The organism is Pseudoalteromonas luteoviolacea DSM 6061, assembly GCF_001625655.1.
Classification (GTDB): Bacteria; Pseudomonadota; Gammaproteobacteria; order Enterobacterales; family Alteromonadaceae; genus Pseudoalteromonas; species Pseudoalteromonas luteoviolacea.
On record NZ_AUYB01000104.1, the window covers coordinates 25,945 to 45,268 of the forward strand.

A 19,324-nucleotide genomic window follows, 5' to 3' on the forward strand; every position below is an offset into this window, starting at 1 on the left:
TATTTCACATGTACTATAAAAAAAACGTAATTTTTTAATAAGGAAATATCAATGAGATACTCTAAACTGTCTCAATCGATCAAGACCTCGTTAATCGCGGGTTCTATTTTAACAACAGGTTTTTCACAATTAGCAGTCGCTGAAGAGGCCGGTGCTGAAGGCAAGGTTGAACGTATTGAGGTAACCGGAAGCCGTATTAAACGTATCGCGCTTGAAGGTGCTAGTCCAGTAACGACCGTATCGGCGGAAGATATCAAAGTTGCGGGTATCACACGTATTGAAGATATCCTAAATGATATGCCAGCGGTATTTGCAGGCCAAACATCTGGTACAGCGAATGGTGCAACGGGTACAGCAACGGTTGATTTACGTAACTTAGGCCCTGAACGTACTTTGGTTCTATTAAACGGTCGTCGTTTACCAGCTGGTTCTCCATCAGCAGGTGGTATCGGCGCGGACTTGAACCAAATTCCGGCAGCACTTGTTAAACGTGTTGATGTACTAACAGGTGGTTCATCGGCAACCTATGGTTCTGATGCGGTTGCAGGTGTTGTTAACTTCATTTTAAAAGATGACTTTGAAGGCTTCCAGTTTGAATACCAGACAGGTATGTACCAACACAACAATGATCACGATGAAATGCAAGCCGCTGTTGCTGCACGTGGCTTTGAAAACCCAGAGTCAAGCGTAACAGATGGTCGCTCAGAAGACTTCACTATCATGTTTGGTGCGAATACTGCGGACGGTCGTGGTAACGTTGTTGCTTACGCGACTTATCGTGAAATTGACGCTATTACGCAAGACAGCCGTGACTTCAGTGCTTGTGCTATGAACTTAGACGCAGATGGTAATCGTGCATGTTTTGGTTCGGGCACCATTCCAGATGGTCGTATTACAGACTTCGATACTTTCGATTTTAAAGTAGCTGGCGACGAGTTTGTGCCTCGTGATGGTACGTTGTTCAACTACGGTCCGTTAAACTACTTCCAACGTCCTGATAAACGTAAAACAATGGGCATGATTGGTCACTATGACCTGAATGACAATGCGACCGTTTATACTGAATTAAGCTACATGGATAACCGTACTGTTGCGCAAATCGCGCCTTCTGGTGCATTTTTCCCTGACGGTGTGAATATTTACTGTAATAACCCGCTTTTCTCAGCGCAGCAAGTTAAAGTGTTATGTACAGATCGTGGTTTAGCAGCAGACGCACTTGTTGAAGGCGCTTTCATCGGTAAGCGTAATGTTGAGGGTGGTCCTCGTCAAGACGATAGACGTCACACATCTACACGTTATGTGTTTGGTGTAAAAGGTGAAATTAACGATAGTTGGACGTATGATGCGTACGTGAACTTTGGTGAAGTATCTTATGTTCAAACGTATGAAAATGACTTGTCTATCACTAACATCGCAAGAGCGTTAGACGCTGTTAAAGATGCTGATGGTAACATTGTTTGTCGTTCAGTTGTTGAAGGTTATGACACGAACTGTGTGCCTTGGAATATTTTTGAAACAGGCAAAGTTACTCAAGAGCAGTTAGATTACCTAATCATTCCACTTTATTCTCGTGGTGAAACCAAGTCTAAGCAAGTCAGTGGTTATGTGGCTGGTGACTTAACTGAATACGGCATTATGGTACCAGGCACTTCTACTGGTCTTGGTGTTGTTCTTGGTTTGGAACATCGTAAAGAAGAGCTAGTACTTCGTCCAGACCGCAACTTCCAAATTGGTGATGGTGCGGGTCAAGGTGGTCCAACTGCACCTGTAGCTGGTGAGTATGATGTAGATGAGTTCTTCACTGAGCTTAATATTCCTCTTTTAGAAGATACAAGCTTTGTTGACAACTTAACGCTAGAACTTGCTTATCGTTATTCTGATTACTCAACAGGTAAAACGACAGACACTTATAAAACAGCATTTGACGTTCGCTTTAGCGATAGCTTAGGTGTGCGTGCGAGCTACCAACGTGCGGTACGTGCTGGTAATATTCGTGAGTTATTCCGTCCAACGGCTCAAGGCTTATTTAACTGGGTAGACCCTTGTAGTGGTGCATCTCCTACAATGTCACAAGCTGATTGTGCTAAAACTGGTGTGACAGCTGACCAATATGGCAGAGTTCCTGCGAACCCAGCAGGTCAGTACAATGCTGTAAATGGTGGTAACCCTTTACTTGAGCCTGAAGTGTCAGATACATACTCTTACGGTATTCTTTGGTCACCTGAGTTTGTTGAAGGTTTAGATATTGTTATAGATTACTTTGATATCTCTGTTGAAAAGGCGATTACCCAAGTACCAGAAGGTGATGTTCACGCAGAGTGTGTTGCTGGTAATGCTGATTCATGTGCGGCGATTTCTCGTGATCCTAACAATGGTAACCTTTGGATTGGTACAAATGCCATTACTTCTTTAGATAGAAATATCGGTTTCATCGAAACTTCAGGTATCGATTATGATATTACTTACCGTTATGATATCAACGATTTAGGTTCTCTTCGCTTCTCTCTTAAGGGTACTTGGTTAGATAAGTATTCTACTCAGAACTACCCAGGTCGCCCTGCTGATGATTGTACTGGTTATTGGGATAGAAACACCTGTGAAGTGCCAGTACCAGAACTACGTCAGAACTTAGCAACGACTTGGATCACACCTTGGGATGCAAATATTACAGCAACAGTTCGTTACTATGGTGAGGTGAATGAATACACTAAAGATGCTAATAACGTTGTTTCAGATGGTCCGACTACGCTTAAAGCTATGACATACTTTGACTTAGCTGCAACGTGGAATGCTACAGACAGCATTACACTTAGAGCGGGTATTAACAACCTATTTGATGTAACACCACCACTTGTGCCAAATGGTCCAGCAGGTGAAGCAAACGGTAATACGTACCCAGGTCAATACGATGCATTAGGTCGTTACCTGTTCGCTGGCGCAACATTTAGATTCTAAGTATCAAAGCAATAAAGTAGGTAGTAGAGCTTACTTTATAAACGCCATTAAAAAAGCAAACCTCTAGGTTTGCTTTTTGTTGCCTGTTGATTACGAAAAAAGTATATACAAACATTAGCCTTTAGGTGAGTTTCTCACTAACTTCGTTATCAAAGTTTAGATAGAATTAAAGGCCACCTTGTGCTCCAGTGTTATTACCTCGAGAATCTAGCATCCGCTTTGCTTCTTCCTCTTGGCGATCAATCTGTTCTTGGGTACGGCATGTACGCTTACCGAAACGTGTTCCTGTTCTGGCTTCTCTTGAGCAAATTAATCCATTGTCCGCAGTAGTGTTTTGATCTGCAGTTGCACTTTGGTTTTCCGTAGATGTTGTTGAGTTACACCCTGCAAGTAGAGCAATTGCAAGTGATATTGGTATCATTTTCATATCAAACTCCCTCTATTTTTATAAGTTAATTGTATCAGCGGCAAAAAGTTGGGTTATTTTTCACCACATATACCTACCTTAGCGACTTTATATCGATGATACAACTACCACTCTAGTTTCAATTATTTTTTACATAAAATGTAGCTGAATAAACTGGCTTTTATTGTGTTATTCGTTGTTTTATAAATAAATTAATAAGCTCGTTTACTTCTTATTAGCATATTAAGGATAAAAGGTAGTTGACGCTTAAATAGCTGCATTCTAAATAGCATTTTCATTATTTTTTCTAAAAGTTGTGATGGCAGGGAATTTTCTACCTAATTAAGATATAATCTGGATCTTTTTTACTCAGAGCCGTCACTCTATGAACACATCAAAAGCCGCACCACTTCAAGCTGAGCGCTCGTTATTTTCTTATCCAAAGTATTGGGCTGAATGTTTCGGTCCAGCGCCTTTTTTGCCAACTTGCCGAGCAGAAATGGATGCGCTTGGTTGGGATAGCTGCGATATCATTATTGTCACAGGGGACGCCTATGTCGATCATCCAAGTTTTGGCATGGCTGTTATTGGGCGGGTTTTGGAAGCACAAGGGTTCCGAGTAGGTATTATTGCACAACCTGATTGGTCGGATAAAAGCGCGTTTGAATCTTTGGGTAAGCCAAATTTATTTTTTGGTGTTACAGCGGGTAATATGGACTCGATGATTAATCGCTATACAGCAGAAAAACGTATGCGTCATGATGATGCGTATACCCCTGGAAACCTTGGTGGTAAACGTCCAGATCGTGCTGTGGTTGTTTATAGTCAAAGGTGTCGAGAAGCATATAAAGATGTGCCTGTCATCATTGGGGGCATTGAAGCGAGTTTGCGTCGAATTGCGCATTATGATTACTGGCAAGAAAAAGTACGGCGTAGCGTAATATTCGACGCAAAAGCCGATATTCTTATCTATGGCAATGCGGAGCGCCCATTAGTCGAGGTTGCACACCGTATTGCCAATGGTGAAATGATTGACACCATTCAGGATGTGCGTGGTACCGCTGTTATCCGCAAATCTCCGTTAGAAGGGTGGCGAGGTAGCGACTCGACAGCAATTGATAAAGTTGGAAAGATTGACCCTATTCCAAACCCTTATGGCGCTGATGATATGGGGTGCAGCAAGTCTGAGTTTGCAAAAGCGGGCATTGATTTAAAAGCTGACCTTGCAAAACCAATTACCGTTCAGCCTCCGCGTTTAAAGCCTTGGGAAAAAGTTTACGTTAAATTACCTGCATTCGAACAAGTGAGTGTTAACAAACCATTGTATGCCCATGCATCACGTATCTTGCATCAAGAAACGAATCCCGGCTGTGCAAGAGCGCTGTTCCAGCGTCATGGGGATCGCTCTGTATGGGTCAACCCACCAGCATTTCCGCTCGAAACAGAAGAGATGGACCACGTGTTTGGTTTGCCTTATCAGCGAATTCCTCATCCAACTTATGGGGACGAAAAAATTCCTGCGTATGACATGATCAAGACGTCGGTTAATATTATGCGTGGTTGCTTTGGCGGATGTAGCTTCTGTTCGATTACCGAACACGAAGGACGCATTATTCAGAGCCGCTCCGAAGAATCAATCATTGAAGAGATTGAACAAATTCGCGATAAAGTACCTGGTTTTACTGGCGTAATATCAGATCTGGGTGGACCCACTGCCAATATGTATAAACTACGTTGCAAGAGCAAAAAAGCAGAGAGTACTTGTCGACGTTTATCATGTGTTTATCCAGATATTTGTAAGCACATGGATACAGACCATACACCCACAATTGAGCTATACCGCAAAGCGCGTGATGTTGAGGGGGTGAAGAAAATCCTCATTGCGTCAGGCGTTCGTTATGATTTAGCAATTGAGGACCCTCGTTATGTAAAGGAGTTAGTGTCGCATCACGTTGGTGGTTATCTAAAAATTGCACCAGAGCATACGGAAACTGGGCCCTTATCTAAAATGATGAAGCCAGGTATGGGCACCTACGATAAGTTCAAAGAGTTATTTGACAAGTACTCCAAAGAAGCGGGTAAAAAGCAGTATTTAATCCCCTATTTTATATCAGCTCATCCAGGTACAACGGATGAAGATATGGTGAATATGGCGTTGTGGCTTAAAGCCCATGACTTTAAGCTAGATCAGGTGCAAAACTTTTACCCATCACCGATGGCAAATGCCACCACAATCTATCACACTGAGATGAACTCGCTGCGAAATATTAAAAATAACCATGAGCAAGTCCCAGTACCAAAAGGGGCTCGTCAACGCCGCTTACATAAAGCTATTTTGCGATATCATGACCCAGCTGGGTGGCCTTTGATCCGTGAAGCGCTAAAAGAAATGGGCAAAGCACACTTGATTGGACGCGGTCCAGAGTGCTTGGTGCCAGATGAAAACAGTCGTGAGCGAAATAGTAAAAGTGGTAGTAGGCGCGGTAATAAGGCGCTCACTAAACACACTGGTTTTAGCCAGTTTAATCAAGCAAACACCAAGCCTCGAGTGGGTAAAAACAAGCGAAAACCAAATAACAAAAAGCCAACTCACCATTAATGAAAAAGCCGCTTTTACAAGCGGCTTTTTCTTTGCGTCACAGCCCTCACTGAAGGAGGACGATTTAAAAGTTACTCTTCCGGACGGTGTGGCTTGCCTGACTTGATCCACTCCGCTGCTGGCATACCGCGTAAGTAGTGGTCAAAGTACTCCATCATTCTTACTGAGAAATCGACCTGATTTGGAAATTTCTTCAAGTGATGCGGCTCACCTTCATACTGTAGAAAGATGGCATCTTTATCATGGCGGCGTAGGGCCAAGTAGTACTGGATGCCTTCTTGCCACGGAACCGCACCATCTTTATCTCCGAACATAAGCAGAATTGGGGTATTCACCTTATCAGCGAAAAATACTGGTGAATTCTCAATGTATAGATCTGGTGCCGCTGTTAGTGGCTGTCCAATACGGCTTTGTCCAGATTCGTATTGGAATTGTCTGGCCAAACCCGTTTTCAGTCGGATACCGCTGTATGCTGATGTCATATTCGATACTGGCGCGCCAGAAACAACGGCTTTAAACATGTCTGTCTGTGTGACGGCAAATGCGCTCTGGTAGCCAGCCCAAGAGTGGCCTTGAAGGCCGATGCGATTTTTATCCGCAACGCCCATATCAACCAATTTCTGCGCAGCATTAATCAGTGTCTGCGTAGAGGAGGGGCCAGGTTTACCTATTTCAAAACGAATATCAGGTAGGAAAACAGCGTATCCATTTGATGTAAACATCGGGAAATTAGGCCTATGGTTTAGCTCCATTTTTGGGAAGTCATACATGCGTTGACTCATATAGCGATAGAAATAAATAACCACAGGCAGTTTATGGCCAGGTACATAATTGGCTGGCTTGATCAGAACTCCTTGCATCTTCTCGCCATTATAACCTTGATATTGCACTAGCTCTGGTTTTTGACCCCAAGCAAAATTAGCGATCTGTGGGTTCAAATGAGTTACTCTTTGAGGCGTGTCAAACTGACTAGAGGTTTGCCAAAAGTCAGGGAACTGGTGATATGTTTGCTCTGTAAATATCAATTTGTCAGCATGCTTAGCTTTTTTTACTAAGTCAAAACGAGCATCGCCTTTTAGTACAGTGGTGAGCAAGCCTGTTTTCAAATTAAGCTTCGCGATATGGGTTTGCTTGTTTTCCAAGTTGTGCGCTGATAAGTAGAGGGTTTCGTTTGCTTCGAACCCTACTTGTTTCTTGTCCAATTTAATTACACGATATTGTGTACTGGACTCTTTACCTTGTGTCAGCCTGTTTGCTTCACCGCTCTTGCTATCAAATGCCCAAATATCGTATTTACTGTATGCATATAGCTTGCTGCCATCAAGTTGCCAGCCTGCAAATCCATAGCCCGGGTTTGGCTCTGGATAATCGTGTCTATCGTCGGCAAAAATGGCGTTGCGTACTGCTTTACTTACAGCGTGCTCTTTTTGTTCGTGCAGGTCCTTCAGCCAAAGCTGATCATGTAAAAAGTAAGCTGCATGTCGCCCAGTTGGTGATAGGCTGGGGCGGTTAGGGCTGTCTTTTACGATGTAACCTTTGGCTCCTGTACTCACTTTTACAGCATAGTAATCAGCATAAAAGCCATCGTACATTATCTTTTTAAGATATGGTTGGTCATTACGACCAAGCATAAAGTCTGCTTCAGTATTGAGTGTGACATCTCGCACTGTTTCATCGGCTAGCTGTATGACTTTTTGAGATTCTATATGGTATACCGCTTGGTACTGGCGGTCTCGGTTGGTCTTTTTCCACGTATGCTGTTCACGCGGTTTGATTTCAGGGTCGTTATTATGCCAAAGTTTCAGCCCTGACTGCTCTCGAATGGTATCAAAATCACGTAGGGAAGCTTCGTCATGATATTTTTGAGCCTCGACTTTGTTGTCGAGCAATGGTCTATTTTCAAAGTACAGTCTTTCACCCTGCTCTGACCATTTCAATTTTGCCGTTTTGGCACTGTACCAGCCGCTGGGGTTCTCAATTTTAGTGATTTTATTGGTACTCGCATCCCAAAGAGTCACATCGTAGCTGCGACGGCGCTTATCTTCATTGACATAATTGCTTAGGTTAAATGCCACGATGCTGGAGTAGGGGTGCCATGCGATAGCGCTCACAGTAACACCTGGTTCATTAAACAAAGCATCCACTGATTGGGTGCTTAAATCGAGGTATTTCACTTGATTATTTGCCGTTACAGAATCGTGTTGGCTAAACAAGACTCCGTATTCTGCAGGGCTTAGTCCGTAAGAAATTACATTTTCAAAGCGTTGTGTTTTTTTAGTGTGCAAATCTAATACAACTAAAGTCAGTGGCTTGTCTTTCTTATCGGCCTTAATCGCGGACTTTTCTTGTTTAGGCTTGTCTTCCGCTTTGTTCTTTTCGATATCCTCTCGATAAGCCAACCAACGGCCATCATCACTTAATTGATAATCTTTAACATGCTCAAATAGTTGTTGTTGGCCTGTTTGTGTATCGACCAAAACTAAATTATTTTTTAGTGCCTTGCGTTCTTTTTTCGTCGCTGTTTCTGATTCAAGCAGAGTCGGAATTTGAGTGAAAGCAACCCAAGTTGACGATCTATTGATATGTGCTTTGGTGCCTCGTTCAACAGTGGTAATTAGTGTATTGTTTGTGAGGTTATAAACTTGGCCTTGAGCATTACCGCGATATGGTTTGGCACTGAAGGCTAAAAATTTACCATCTTCAGCAAGTTGTGTTGAATGTGCGTATTTAAAGTCGAAAACATCGTCAAATTTTAATGGCGCTTTGTTGGCCATTACTTGGCCAGAAAACAAAGCTGCCGCGACGAGCGAGTATGCAAGCTTCATGATTTTATCTGTTCTTGTATTATAAATTTGTTTCTTTGTAACACTTTTAACAGGCAAACAAAATCATGCTGCGTTGTGTGGGAGTGAAAAATCGATGAAAGCGGCTTTTCACCGCTTTTTTTATAACCAAATACGTTGTAGTTCTTGCCATTGGATAGCGAAAGTCGCCGTCGGTTTAGCTTTGAAGTCACTGCGAACAAATTGATTCATCTTGCCTTCTACATGGGCGAGGAATAGGTTAGCCAGTGCGGTCTCATCAATATTAAAGGTTTTGCCCTCGCGTAATTTCCTTTCCCTCAAGACTTGCTTAAATTGAGTTTCAAGTTTCTCGAACAGGCTTTGAACACGCTCCCTTAAACGTTCTTGCTCACCTTGCAGTGCATCGCCTGTTAGAATACGGGTAATACCAGGGTTTTTCTCAGAGAAGGTCAAAAGTAGCGTTAAAATATTATAGACACGGCTTTGTGTATCTTTTTCATTTTCTAAAATTAAGTTAATGCGAGAAAGTAGTGTATCTTCAATAAACTCAATGAGTCCTTCAAACATGCGTGCCTTGCTAGGAAAATGGCGATATAAGGCTGCTTCAGATACGCCAACTTCAGCTGCTAACTTTGCAGTTGTGATTCTTTGACCCGGGCTAGTTTCAAGCATTTGCGCAAGAGATTGAAGTATTTGCTCTTTGCGATTACTGCGTTTGGTCGCTGGCATGAACTTTCCTTTAATAATTATCGTTATTCTGGTCTGTATGGTGTATTTTTATTAGGTCCATACTAAGTAAGGACCTATGTTAATGTTTTATTCAGCTTCTTTCCAGCCTTTTAACATCAACTCAATCAAGTTTACTTGCAATTGCTTTGACGACAGTAAGTGCTAACTCATTTTTGTTTGAAGTCGGCAAGGAAACTTGGTCATCTTGCCAAAATAAAGTTAAAGCATTGTTATCTGAGTTAAAACCTAGGCCTGCTTGTGATACGTCGTTAGCACAAATCATGTCGAGTTTTTTATTCTTCAGTTTGCCTCGTGCATATTGTTCAACATCCTGTGTTTCTGCCGCAAAACCCACTGTATACGGGCGGTCCTTGGTCAAAGCTGCGACTTCAGCAATGATATCTGGGTTTTTAACTAATGTTAGTGTCATTTCATCGCCCTGCTTTTTTATTTTTTGCTCTGCGATATCTGCGGCACGATAATCAGCAACAGCGGCGCAGCCAATAAAAATATCAGATTCAATAGCTAAGCGAATTGCTTCATCACGCATTTCAATTGCGCTATTTACGTAGCTCACTTGTACGTTTGATGGGGCGTTTAGTTTCACAGGGCCTGATATTAGATTAACGGTAGCTCCCATTTTTTGCGCAGCTTGTGCGAGTCCATAGCCCATTTTCCCAGAGCTATGGTTGCTAATGTAGCGCACAGGATCCAGTGCTTCTCTTGTTGGGCCCGCTGTGATTGTAACTACTTTACCCAACAAAGGTTGCGCAGCTGGAAGGAGAGTAGAGGTACACAATTCGACCAATTCATTTGGTTCCAGCATGCGTCCTTTGCCTATATCGCCACATGCTTGCTCGCCTTGCCCTGGACCCCAAATTTCAATACCGTCATTTGCCAATGTTGCCAAATTGCGTTGTGTTGCAGGGTGTGCATACATTTGTTGATTCATTGCTGGTGCTACAGCAACTTTAGCTGGGGTTGCTAGTAAAAGTGTCGTGAGGAGGTCATCGGCAATACCACTGGCCATCTTAGCAATCATGTTGCTCGTTGCTGGAGCTACAAGGATAAGGTCTGCCCATTTTGCAAACTCAATGTGCCCCATGGCTGCTTCTGCATTTGGGTCTAGCAGGGAGTCTGACACAGGTTCACCAGATACTGCTTGCATAGTAAGCGGGGTAATAAAATGTTTCGCGGAGTCAGTCATAACAACTTTGACTTCGCACTGACGCTCTTTTAAGCGTCTTACTAACTCTGCGCATTTGTAAGCGGCAATCCCACCGCTTATCCCTAAAACAATTTTTTTGCCCGATAAGTTCATTTTCAACAATTCTCACGACTCAAACAGTCTCTAAGATATCATAGCCAATGGTCAGTTTTGAAATGTTCGCAGTGCGAAGCCGTAGAAATTGAAAATTTACACACCCAGTGGGCGGTTTTTTTATCATCATAAGTGATAAATATGAGGTGGCGCATCAGAGTGAAGATGTTTAAAGGAATTGATATGCAAATGAATGCACTACCTAAGCAGTCTCGGCCTAGGGAAAAATTATTGGCTTTAGGGCCCGCATCTTTAAGTGATGCAGAGTTGTTGGCAATTTTTTTACGAACCGGAGTTACTGGAATGAATGCCATTGAGCTTGCAGAGTCACTTTTGGATCAACGAGGTTCTCTACAGAGGTTATTTAACAGCTCTCAACATGATTTTGTTAAACTTAAAGGGGTGGGTGACGCAAAATATGTGCAATTTCAAGCCGTTTTGGAGTTATGTAAACGCTACCTGAAAGAGGGTTGCTGCCGCGAAATATGCTTTGATAAACCTGAGCGAGTCTATGATTACCTGAGCATTCAATTAAAGGGTCTTGAGCACGAGGTGTTTATGGCATTGTATCTCGATAGTCAAAACCGGTTGATTAAAGATGAAATATTATTTAACGGTACAATTAATGCTGCATCAGTTTATCCGAGAGAAGTGATAAAAGCGGCGTTAAAGCACAATGCTGCGGGGATTATTTTTGCACATAATCATCCATCTGGAGTGTGTGAGCCGAGCTACGCAGATAAAGTTTTGACGGAGAAATTGCAAAAAGCTCTGTCGCTTTTAGATATCAAAGTGTTAGATCACATCATTGTGGCTGGAAATCGACATTCTTCATTTGCTGGAATGGGCTTACTTTGAGCGATTAGTGGGTGCTTTTTAGCCCGCAACCCTTTATTTAGCCTAAAAATTATAAAATAGTTTAATTTAAATGCAGTTTTTACTTTCCACATGGCCCTATGATCATTATAATTGGCCGCTATCAAATTTACCCATGAGCTGACTAGGATATCATCAGATCCTTGATCTCTGCCTGCAGATGCTGTATAAAGAGCGCCCTTTGATTTTACCCGGGGCACACCAGTGTAAGGCCTAAGGGGAAATTAAGCTCGAGCGAAGTTATTGGAGATACATAGACATGTCTAAAGTCTGTCAAGTTACAGGTAAGCGCCCGGTTGTTGGTAACAACCGTTCACACGCGCGCAACGCAACTAAGCGTCGTTTCCTACCTAACCTACAAACACACCGTTTCTGGGTTGAAAGCGAAAAGCGTTTCGTTACTCTACGCACTACTACTAAAGGTATGCGTATTATCGATAAAAAAGGCATCGACGCGGTATTAGTAGATATCCGTGCTCGCGGCGAAAAAGTATAAGGAGCTTAAATCATGCGTGATAAGATCCGTTTAGTTTCAACTGCTGGTACTGGTTATTTCTACACTACCGACAAGAACAAGCGTAACATGCCTGAAAAAATGGAGATCAAAAAGTACGATCCTAAAGTACGTAAGCACGTGATCTTCAAAGAAGCGAAAATCAAATAATTTCGCTTTTCGGATTAAAAAAACCCAGCCTTGTGCTGGGTTTTTTATTGCTTAAAATTTGGAGGTGTCGAGTTACCTCTCAACCCGCCGCAAAGCTTCTTTTGGGCTGATCCCAAACTGCTTTTTAAAGCTGCGGCTAAAGTGCGCTGAGTCCGAAAAGCCAGCGTGTGTGGCAGCCACCGTAATATTTTGCTGTTGCCGCAAGTAGCCGATTGCACAAATGAGGCGTTTCCAAAGTAAATAAGGCCGCCATGCAATGCCCATTTCCTCACGAAACAGGTGCAAAAAACGACTTTCAGAGAGGTGAGTTTGTGCTGCTATTTTACATGCCCGCCAGTGCTTGGGTTCAAGTAGAGTTGCATGTTTAAAGCTGTTATCAAGTTGCGCCACTATCAAAGCTATACGGGGATCCAGCGCAGTATATTGCTTGCTGTAATCAAGCCTTAGCACATCCATTAGAGTGCTTAAGGGGGTGTTATGATCCACTTGGAGTATTTCGTCGTGTAGCAGATTGGCTTGATTTGAGCAGTAATTTTGATTGAGCTGCTGGCCCATGTCTGAGTGTGGCTCTATAAGTATGACCCACCCTTTATCCATCTTAAGTTGATGGGGGCAATTGCTAGGTATGATATGCGCGCCATTTAGAATACCTTGTTCACAATATAGTGTGCAGCTCTCGTTTGGCAGCGTTAACTGAATTTGGTGGTGGCGATGAGGCGCTGTGTCAATCACGCGCGTATATACGGCAAAAATACCTGGTTGAATGTGCATTAATTAATAAAGCCGGGAAATCCCGGCTTTTTAAATTTGTTTATGCAAATGCATCTTGTAGTGGTGGTACTACTTGCTTCTTACGGCTTAATACACCATCTAGCCATACACGGCTTTGCTCAGGTGTTTCGCCGTAAGCTTTTTCGATGATGCCCTCATCATCAGAGGCAATCAGCATTTGAGAACCTTCTTTCATGATGTCTGTAAGTAGCAATAGTACTGAGTGACGGCCACCTTCTTCTTTCAGCTTCACAATGTCTGCTTCAAGGTCGGCTTTGATTGTGTCAAATACTGATAGGTCAATAACTTCAAGCTGGCCAATACCCACAAGATTGCCATTCATATTGAAGTCTTTGAAATCACGCATTACAAGATCACGTGCTGGTGTGCCTTCAACAGCTGACTTAACTTTAAACATTTCCATTCCAAATGCTTTGTAGTCTTCAATGCCTGCAATTTCAGCTAGGACCTCAACACATTTGATGTCTGCAGTTGTACAAGTTGGAGATTTAAAAATAACAGTATCAGAAAGAATAGCGCCTAACATAAGGCCTGCGATGTCTTTTGGGATCTCTACGCTATAAAAATCGTACATCATCTTGATAATGGTGTTACTACAGCCTACTGGACGGATCCAGCATTCTAGTGGAGTTGAGGTAGTTAGGTCACCTAGTTTGTGGTGATCTACAACACCAACAACAGTTGCTTCATCAATGTCATCAGGTGCTTGAGTTTTTTCAGTGTGATCGACAATATATACGTCTTCGCCTGCGTAGTTCATTTTCAGCTCAGGTGCTTCAAAGCCAAAACGATCCAGAATAAATTGTGTTTCAGGTGATACATCACCAAGGCGTGTTGGGATTGCTTCTTCACCGATTTGGTTTTTAAGATAAGAAAGTGCAATTGCACCACAAATTGAATCTGAATCTGGGATTTTATGACCCACTACATACATTGCCATTGACGGACTCCTCAAAAATTTTGCTGCCTATTTTAGCAAAATTTAATCACATTAATACAGCATCAAAGCGGTATTTTGGATCTTAGCTTATAGTCTTATTGGTTTTGATACGGCTATAAAGTGTCGGGTTTTTTTAGCTTGAAGCTGTTGTCATACCACGAGTAAGGTATAGTAGGGTGATCTAAATATCAGAACAATTAGTATCATTGGAGCCTGTATGGGTTTGAGCCGAAAAGCATGGAATAATGTGGTGATCTTCTCCATGCTCATCATGATCTTTTTCTTAAATGGGTTGCATCACAAGCTTAATCCGCCTGAAGAGGAGCTAGGCAGAGTACTTATACTCCCTGAGCAGAGTTTTATACTCGCGTTAGCGTACCCTGGTGTCAAAATTGAGCGTATTGGCACATCATGGAGAATTGAGTCTGAATTGCCGCACGATGGCAGCCAGCTTTATACTGAGCAAGACCTAATCGGGATTATAAAGCTCTGGCAGAACAGCGAACTGGAGATGATCAGTGCACCTAAAGTGAACACCGAACAAGCGGTATCAGTGGCAACATTTTGGCTAGCTGCTGAGGAGCTACCGCTTAGTTACCAATTATATCTGCTAAATGGTCAGTACATTTTGTTTGCCAAAAGGAGTCAACGCTGGTTGCAGTTGAGTCCGCAACAAGCACAGCAGTTATTTAAACCAATAGAAGTTTAGTTATGCCTGAATTACCAGAGGTCGAAGTTAGTCGACAGGGGATTGAGCCCCACATTAAACAAAAAGTAGTTACTGAAGTACGTATCCACAATGGTCGTTTACGTTGGCCAGTGCCAGATGACGTCAAACTCTTATCTGGTAAAACAATTAACGTGGTGCATCGAAGAGCTAAATACCTTTTATTAGAGAGTAAAGTTGGCTCTGCTATTCTTCATTTGGGTATGTCAGGAAGTCTACGCGTAGTTGAAAAGTCAGAGCCACTAAAAAAGCACGATCATATTGAGCTAATCTTCGAGAATGGGCTCTCATTACGGCTCAATGACCCACGAAGATTTGGTGCGTTTTTATGGCAAGCTCCCGACGAGCAGCATGCTGTTTTTGCCAAGCTTGGTCCTGAACCGCTGACAGATGCATTTGATGCTAAGCACTTATATGAATCTAGTAGAGGCAAAAAAGTGGCTGTTAAGCAATTTATAATGGATAACCATGTTGTAGTTGGTGTAGGTAATATCTATGCCAATGAATCGTTGTTTAAAGCTGGCATCAATCCCAAAAGAGAAGCAGGTAAAATATCTTTGGCGCGGTACCAGAAATTAACCCCCATTATTAAAGACACCTTAGCTGCTGCAATTTTACAAGGCGGCACGACACTTAAAGACTTTGCGCAAAGTGATGGTAAACCTGGTTATTTTGCACAAGAGTTACTCGTATATGGACGTAAAGGTCAACCATGTGTGGTATGTGGCTCTGAATTACAAGAAGTTCGTTTAGGCCAACGCAGTACTGTTTATTGTAAAAAGTGCCAGCGCTGACCTCGCTCAATTATATATGACCGGCGGTTTGCTTGACTTGCTGTGTACGGTAGCACAGGCGTGACAAGATGGCCGTCATTTGCTCAATTCGTAATTGAAAGCTCGACTTGAGCGCTCGCTCATTCATGGTGTGATCGCCATCTCCATAAGGGCCAAATCCGTCTAGCGTTGCCGTGCCTGTTGAAGCTGCTGTATTTGCATCTGATACACCACCACGGTGTTCAACTGGCTGGTCGTGGCCAAGAATTTGGTTAATCGCGTCCAACAGTTTTTGTTGGCCATCGTTTGGTGCCATAACCGTACGTTGTAGCCCACCTTGGACATCGACGGTGACACCTGTTATTTCAATTGCCATGCAGATGTTTTCGATACCTTCTAATAAGCGCTGTTGCTCAGCTTGGTTGGTAAATCGTGCTTCAACTTGCATTGTAGCTTTACCCGAAATCGTGTTTGCGCCAATTCCGCCTTGCACTTTACCAACATTTACTGTGCTGCCTTTTTTAAGGTCAGTTAATGATGTCATTTCCATTAACATATTAGCCATAGCGAAATTGGCGTCAATGCCATCACGGTAGTGATTGCCTGCATGGGCTGGTTTTCCCGTGACAGTGATGTGATAGGTCGCAATGCCTTTTCTCGCAACCACCAGTTCATGTTCTTTACCTGCTGCCTCAAAAACAAAGCAAGCATCATACTGTTTGGCTATTTTCCGCGTTAAAGCTTGACTGTCATCGCTCCCAATTTCTTCATCACTCACCAGTAACCAATCGATATTTTCTAAGTGACCAAACTGCACCTTTAGGTTTCTCAGTACATTGAGAGCAACCCAGTTACCACCTTTCATATCGCAAACACCCGGGCCGTAAACATAGTGATCGTCTTCTCGAAACTCGGTAAATGTATCTTTAGGAAATACCGTGTCTAAATGCCCAAGTAGCAGAATCCGTTTTCCATTACCGCGCGCTGAGCGAAAGAGTAAATGATCACCGATATGCTCTCTTTGGTATCGTGTTAGTGAAAACCCCAATGGTTCAATGAGAGCGATCATTTGCTCGCCATGTTGATCCACTCCGATCTTATTTTTACTGTGCGAGTTACAGCGTATTAACTCTGCTAATTCTGCATAGTCCAGATTCATCTTAATCTTCTCCCTGCTAAGGTTTGGCCTCATCGTGGCGTTTTTCGGTTGCAGTTCAGTGAAGCTTTTATGAACAGTTTTCAGATCATTAAAAGGATCAAAATACTGTCACACAGATGTTCTTAACTAATATGACCGTTCAATAATTAAGCACCTATTTTAGAACCAAGGAGATATTCTATGACAGCCGTATCGCAGGCGCCTCATGTTGGTATTTGGATGTACGAAAATGGCGGAGGAAAAGAAATTGAACAGCAGTTGGTGCACGCGCTAGCCGAGCGTGGGATCTTAGCCAGTACAGGCCTTAACTTACGTGATGCCAGAGCGCGAGATGGTGGAATTGAGTGTAATGGTGTGGCAATGGAGCAATTGGATGCTTTTTTAAGTTACAACGCAGGTCAGCAGACTCAGTATCAGCTCTATTTATACGAAACTTTGAATGAAACGATTCCTACCTTAAACAATTATCGCTCATTCGCGCTAGCGGAAGATAAATTTCGCACCGCACATTTGCTTAACAGTCACGGAATTTGTACGCCGGATTATAGGTTGTGTCACAAAAATGATATGGCTGGATTGCGCGCAGCGCTACATGATTTTGGTGGCAAATTGGTTTACAAGCCCACGGATGGTTGGGGTGGTGTAGGTATCGTGAAAATTGAAGGTGAACAAGCACTCGATATGATCATGCCATTTTTGAGTCGTACAGATCTCCGTTATTTCTACGTAGAGCGCTTTATCAATTACGACAACACTGATTTTCGTGTAGATGTTGTTGATGGTGAGTTTGTTGGATGTTACGGCAGGAAAGCGCCAAAGGATGACTGGAAAACCAACGTAACCAGCGGCGGCACGGTGTTTGTCCGAGAAGCTAATGACGAGGTCATAGAGTTAGCACTGCATGCAACTAAGACGTTGGGATTGGAAATTGCCGGAGTTGATCTGATCTACGATCGCGAACGAGAGCAATATGTGGTGCTTGAAGTCAACACCATCCCCGCATTTGCAACACCTGAACAAGAACAACTTGGGCTCATGTTCAATAAAGCAAAGATCCAGGCCATGGTCAATTTGATCGAAAAAACAGTGGCAAAGAAAACTTCATTCCAATCAGCCAAGGTGGCTTAATTTTATGACAACACAAACTAAACTCCCGAAAATTGGATTACTTTATCTGGACTATGTACTGCGTTTCTTTGACAAGTCTAACTTTAAAGGTTGGCCGGATAAGATTGAAACTGTGGTATATCACTGGGGTAATGATAAGGCTCGCTTTATTGCTGAAGTAAAGAGAAAGAAAATTGACGTACTGATTGGAAATATTCCTGCGACAGCCTACGAGGCTTTTAGAGAAATAGCGCGGGCTTTACCCGAAGTACGCTTTTTACCTTCTCTAGATAGCCAATTTTCAAATAAATCGAAAGAAAATGTGACGCACTTTTGCCGAAAGTATAAGCTCCCTGCTCCAAATACTGAAATATTCTATATTCCTGAAAAAGCACAGCAGTATTTGTCTAACGCACAGTACCCCAAAATCATTAAGCGCTCTTATGGCCCATCAAACTACGGCGGCTATTTTGTACATAAAGTGGACAACTTTGAGGAAGCAATGAACTTGCTTGGTGAAAAGCGTTATTACCCAGTGTATGTGCAAGATTTTGTGCCTATGGAAGCCGATATACGTGTCATGTTGATAGGGCATAAACCTGTTTGTGCTTTTTGGCGTCGTCCCCCTGAAGGTGAGTGGCTGACGAATACCAGTCAAGGTGGCAGTATGGACTATCAAGCTGTACCTAAGTCCGTACTTAAGCTGGCGACAGCGGCTTCTAAAGCTGCTAATGCTGAGTATTGGGCATGCGATATCGCATTGGGTAAGGATGGAAAATTAAGGATCTTAGAGTGTGCGACCGCTTTTGCTGCTTTCCCCTATATTCGAGATTGGATTGGCCAGTACCTAATGTGGCTGTTATCAGATGGTTATTTTAGAAAGCCATCTATTCCTCTCTATAATTGGGAGGAGCTCGGTAAAATTGACTCGCGAATGTTGCGAACAATGCGTCATATCGGATTTTCATCTTATACGCCGAGCCAAGATTCGGGTGAAATTTTTAACCAAATAGATGAGCATCACTTTCCGATCTTGGATACCGAGTTAAAGCATGGCGAAGAGTGGCCAAGTGAAGTATGGAACCTGCAAGATAATTTTGTGCTCAGAGCCAAAGCAGTAGAAGCAAAAATATTACAGACAGTTCCTTCAAGCGATGAGCTTGGTGTTGATTTAAACAGTTATCAAGCTCCGACCTTTGACGAGGAGCAGATCCGAGAAATTTTGAGTGGTGTAAAAGGAATTGGTGAAAAAATGTTGGATGACATTATGTCCACATTTGGCGCCCATGGTGTGGTTGAGGCACTCAATACAGATCCACAAAAGCTCTGTGCTGTAAAAAATCTCAAAGATAAAAAGCTCGAGAAGATTGTCGAGCATTGGCAAAGCCATGTAGCGCAAATCCACTAGTACTTTTATCCCTATAATTCAACTATGCGACAGCTACGAGCTGTCGCTATGAGCCTGACTGAGA

16 protein-coding genes are annotated in these 19,324 nt (G+C 42.8%); 9 read left to right on the forward strand and 7 right to left on the reverse strand.

The annotated features are described in order from the left end of the window. Positions 1 to 51 precede the first annotated feature (51 nt). Positions 52 to 2,955 carry a TonB-dependent receptor domain-containing protein gene (locus N475_RS13590; RefSeq protein WP_063355608.1) on the forward strand — a complete coding sequence of 968 codons (2,904 nt, stop codon included), beginning with the start codon at positions 52 to 54 and terminating at the stop codon, positions 2,953 to 2,955. Between the two features lie 166 nt (positions 2,956 to 3,121). On the opposite strand, the gene N475_RS13595 is transcribed toward N475_RS13590, so the two are convergent. Next, positions 3,122 to 3,382 (reverse strand): hypothetical protein, encoded by a 261-nt coding sequence (locus N475_RS13595; RefSeq protein ID WP_063355607.1) that lies wholly within the window; start codon positions 3,380 to 3,382, stop codon positions 3,122 to 3,124. 364 nt (positions 3,383 to 3,746) lie between these two features. On the opposite strand from N475_RS13595, the gene N475_RS13600 reads away from it, so the two are divergent. After that, positions 3,747 to 5,960 carry a YgiQ family radical SAM protein gene (locus N475_RS13600; RefSeq protein WP_063355606.1) on the forward strand — a complete coding sequence of 738 codons (2,214 nt, stop codon included), beginning with the start codon at positions 3,747 to 3,749 and terminating at the stop codon, positions 5,958 to 5,960. Between the two features lie 71 nt (positions 5,961 to 6,031). On the opposite strand, the gene N475_RS13605 is transcribed toward N475_RS13600, so the two are convergent. From N475_RS13605 to coaBC, 3 genes are all read right to left on the reverse strand, one after another. Beyond that, complete coding sequence (locus N475_RS13605; RefSeq protein WP_063355605.1) at positions 6,032 to 8,785, reverse strand: alpha/beta hydrolase family protein; 2,754 nt, start codon at positions 8,783 to 8,785, stop codon at positions 6,032 to 6,034. Positions 8,786 to 8,905: 120 nt separating this feature from the next. Further along, a complete protein-coding gene (gene slmA / locus N475_RS13610) occupies positions 8,906 to 9,493 on the reverse strand; it encodes a nucleoid occlusion factor SlmA (RefSeq protein ID WP_063355604.1) in 588 nt (195 codons plus the stop codon). 121 nt (positions 9,494 to 9,614) lie between these two features. Then, complete coding sequence (coaBC, locus tag N475_RS13615) at positions 9,615 to 10,814, reverse strand: bifunctional phosphopantothenoylcysteine decarboxylase/phosphopantothenate--cysteine ligase CoaBC (protein ID WP_063365432.1); 1,200 nt, start codon at positions 10,812 to 10,814, stop codon at positions 9,615 to 9,617. Between the two features lie 183 nt (positions 10,815 to 10,997). Here coaBC and radC point away from each other — a divergent pair, with 183 nt between their 5' ends. The 3 genes from radC (at position 10,998) to rpmG (ending at position 12,354) form a co-directional block, all read left to right on the forward strand. Further along, positions 10,998 to 11,672: a RadC family protein gene (radC, locus tag N475_RS13620; protein ID WP_063355602.1), complete on the forward strand. Its 675-nt coding sequence runs from the start codon at positions 10,998 to 11,000 to the stop codon at positions 11,670 to 11,672. 277 nt (positions 11,673 to 11,949) lie between these two features. Next, a complete protein-coding gene (gene rpmB / locus N475_RS13625) occupies positions 11,950 to 12,186 on the forward strand; it encodes a 50S ribosomal protein L28 (RefSeq protein ID WP_023397288.1) in 237 nt (78 codons plus the stop codon). A 12-nt stretch (positions 12,187 to 12,198) separates the two neighbouring features. After that, positions 12,199 to 12,354, forward strand: a complete 156-nt coding sequence (gene rpmG / locus N475_RS13630) for a 50S ribosomal protein L33 (protein ID WP_005493124.1) — start codon at positions 12,199 to 12,201, stop codon at positions 12,352 to 12,354. Between the two features lie 72 nt (positions 12,355 to 12,426). Here rpmG and N475_RS13635 read toward each other — a convergent pair whose 3' ends face one another. Further along, a complete protein-coding gene (locus N475_RS13635; protein WP_063355601.1) occupies positions 12,427 to 13,125 on the reverse strand; it encodes a helix-turn-helix domain-containing protein in 699 nt (232 codons plus the stop codon). 40 nt (positions 13,126 to 13,165) lie between these two features. Further along, positions 13,166 to 14,086 carry a manganese-dependent inorganic pyrophosphatase gene (locus tag N475_RS13640; protein ID WP_063365433.1) on the reverse strand — a complete coding sequence of 307 codons (921 nt, stop codon included), beginning with the start codon at positions 14,084 to 14,086 and terminating at the stop codon, positions 13,166 to 13,168. Between the two features lie 217 nt (positions 14,087 to 14,303). Between N475_RS13640 and N475_RS13645 the strand changes: the two genes are divergently transcribed. Then, positions 14,304 to 14,795 (forward strand): hypothetical protein, encoded by a 492-nt coding sequence (locus tag N475_RS13645; RefSeq protein ID WP_063365434.1) that lies wholly within the window; start codon positions 14,304 to 14,306, stop codon positions 14,793 to 14,795. A 2-nt stretch (positions 14,796 to 14,797) separates the two neighbouring features. Beyond that, on the forward strand, positions 14,798 to 15,607 hold the full coding sequence (mutM, locus tag N475_RS13650; protein ID WP_063365435.1) for a bifunctional DNA-formamidopyrimidine glycosylase/DNA-(apurinic or apyrimidinic site) lyase: 810 nt from the start codon (positions 14,798 to 14,800) through the stop codon (positions 15,605 to 15,607). A gap of 10 nt (positions 15,608 to 15,617) precedes the next feature. On the opposite strand, the gene N475_RS13655 is transcribed toward mutM, so the two are convergent. Further along, positions 15,618 to 16,745 carry a M20 family metallopeptidase gene (locus N475_RS13655; protein WP_063355597.1) on the reverse strand — a complete coding sequence of 376 codons (1,128 nt, stop codon included), beginning with the start codon at positions 16,743 to 16,745 and terminating at the stop codon, positions 15,618 to 15,620. Between the two features lie 180 nt (positions 16,746 to 16,925). Between N475_RS13655 and N475_RS13660 the strand changes: the two genes are divergently transcribed. Beyond that, positions 16,926 to 17,873 carry an ATP-grasp domain-containing protein gene (locus N475_RS13660; protein ID WP_063365436.1) on the forward strand — a complete coding sequence of 316 codons (948 nt, stop codon included), beginning with the start codon at positions 16,926 to 16,928 and terminating at the stop codon, positions 17,871 to 17,873. A 4-nt stretch (positions 17,874 to 17,877) separates the two neighbouring features. Continuing rightward, positions 17,878 to 19,260: an ATP-grasp domain-containing protein gene (locus N475_RS13665; protein ID WP_063365437.1), complete on the forward strand. Its 1,383-nt coding sequence runs from the start codon at positions 17,878 to 17,880 to the stop codon at positions 19,258 to 19,260. The last annotated feature ends 64 nt before the right edge of the window (positions 19,261 to 19,324 follow it).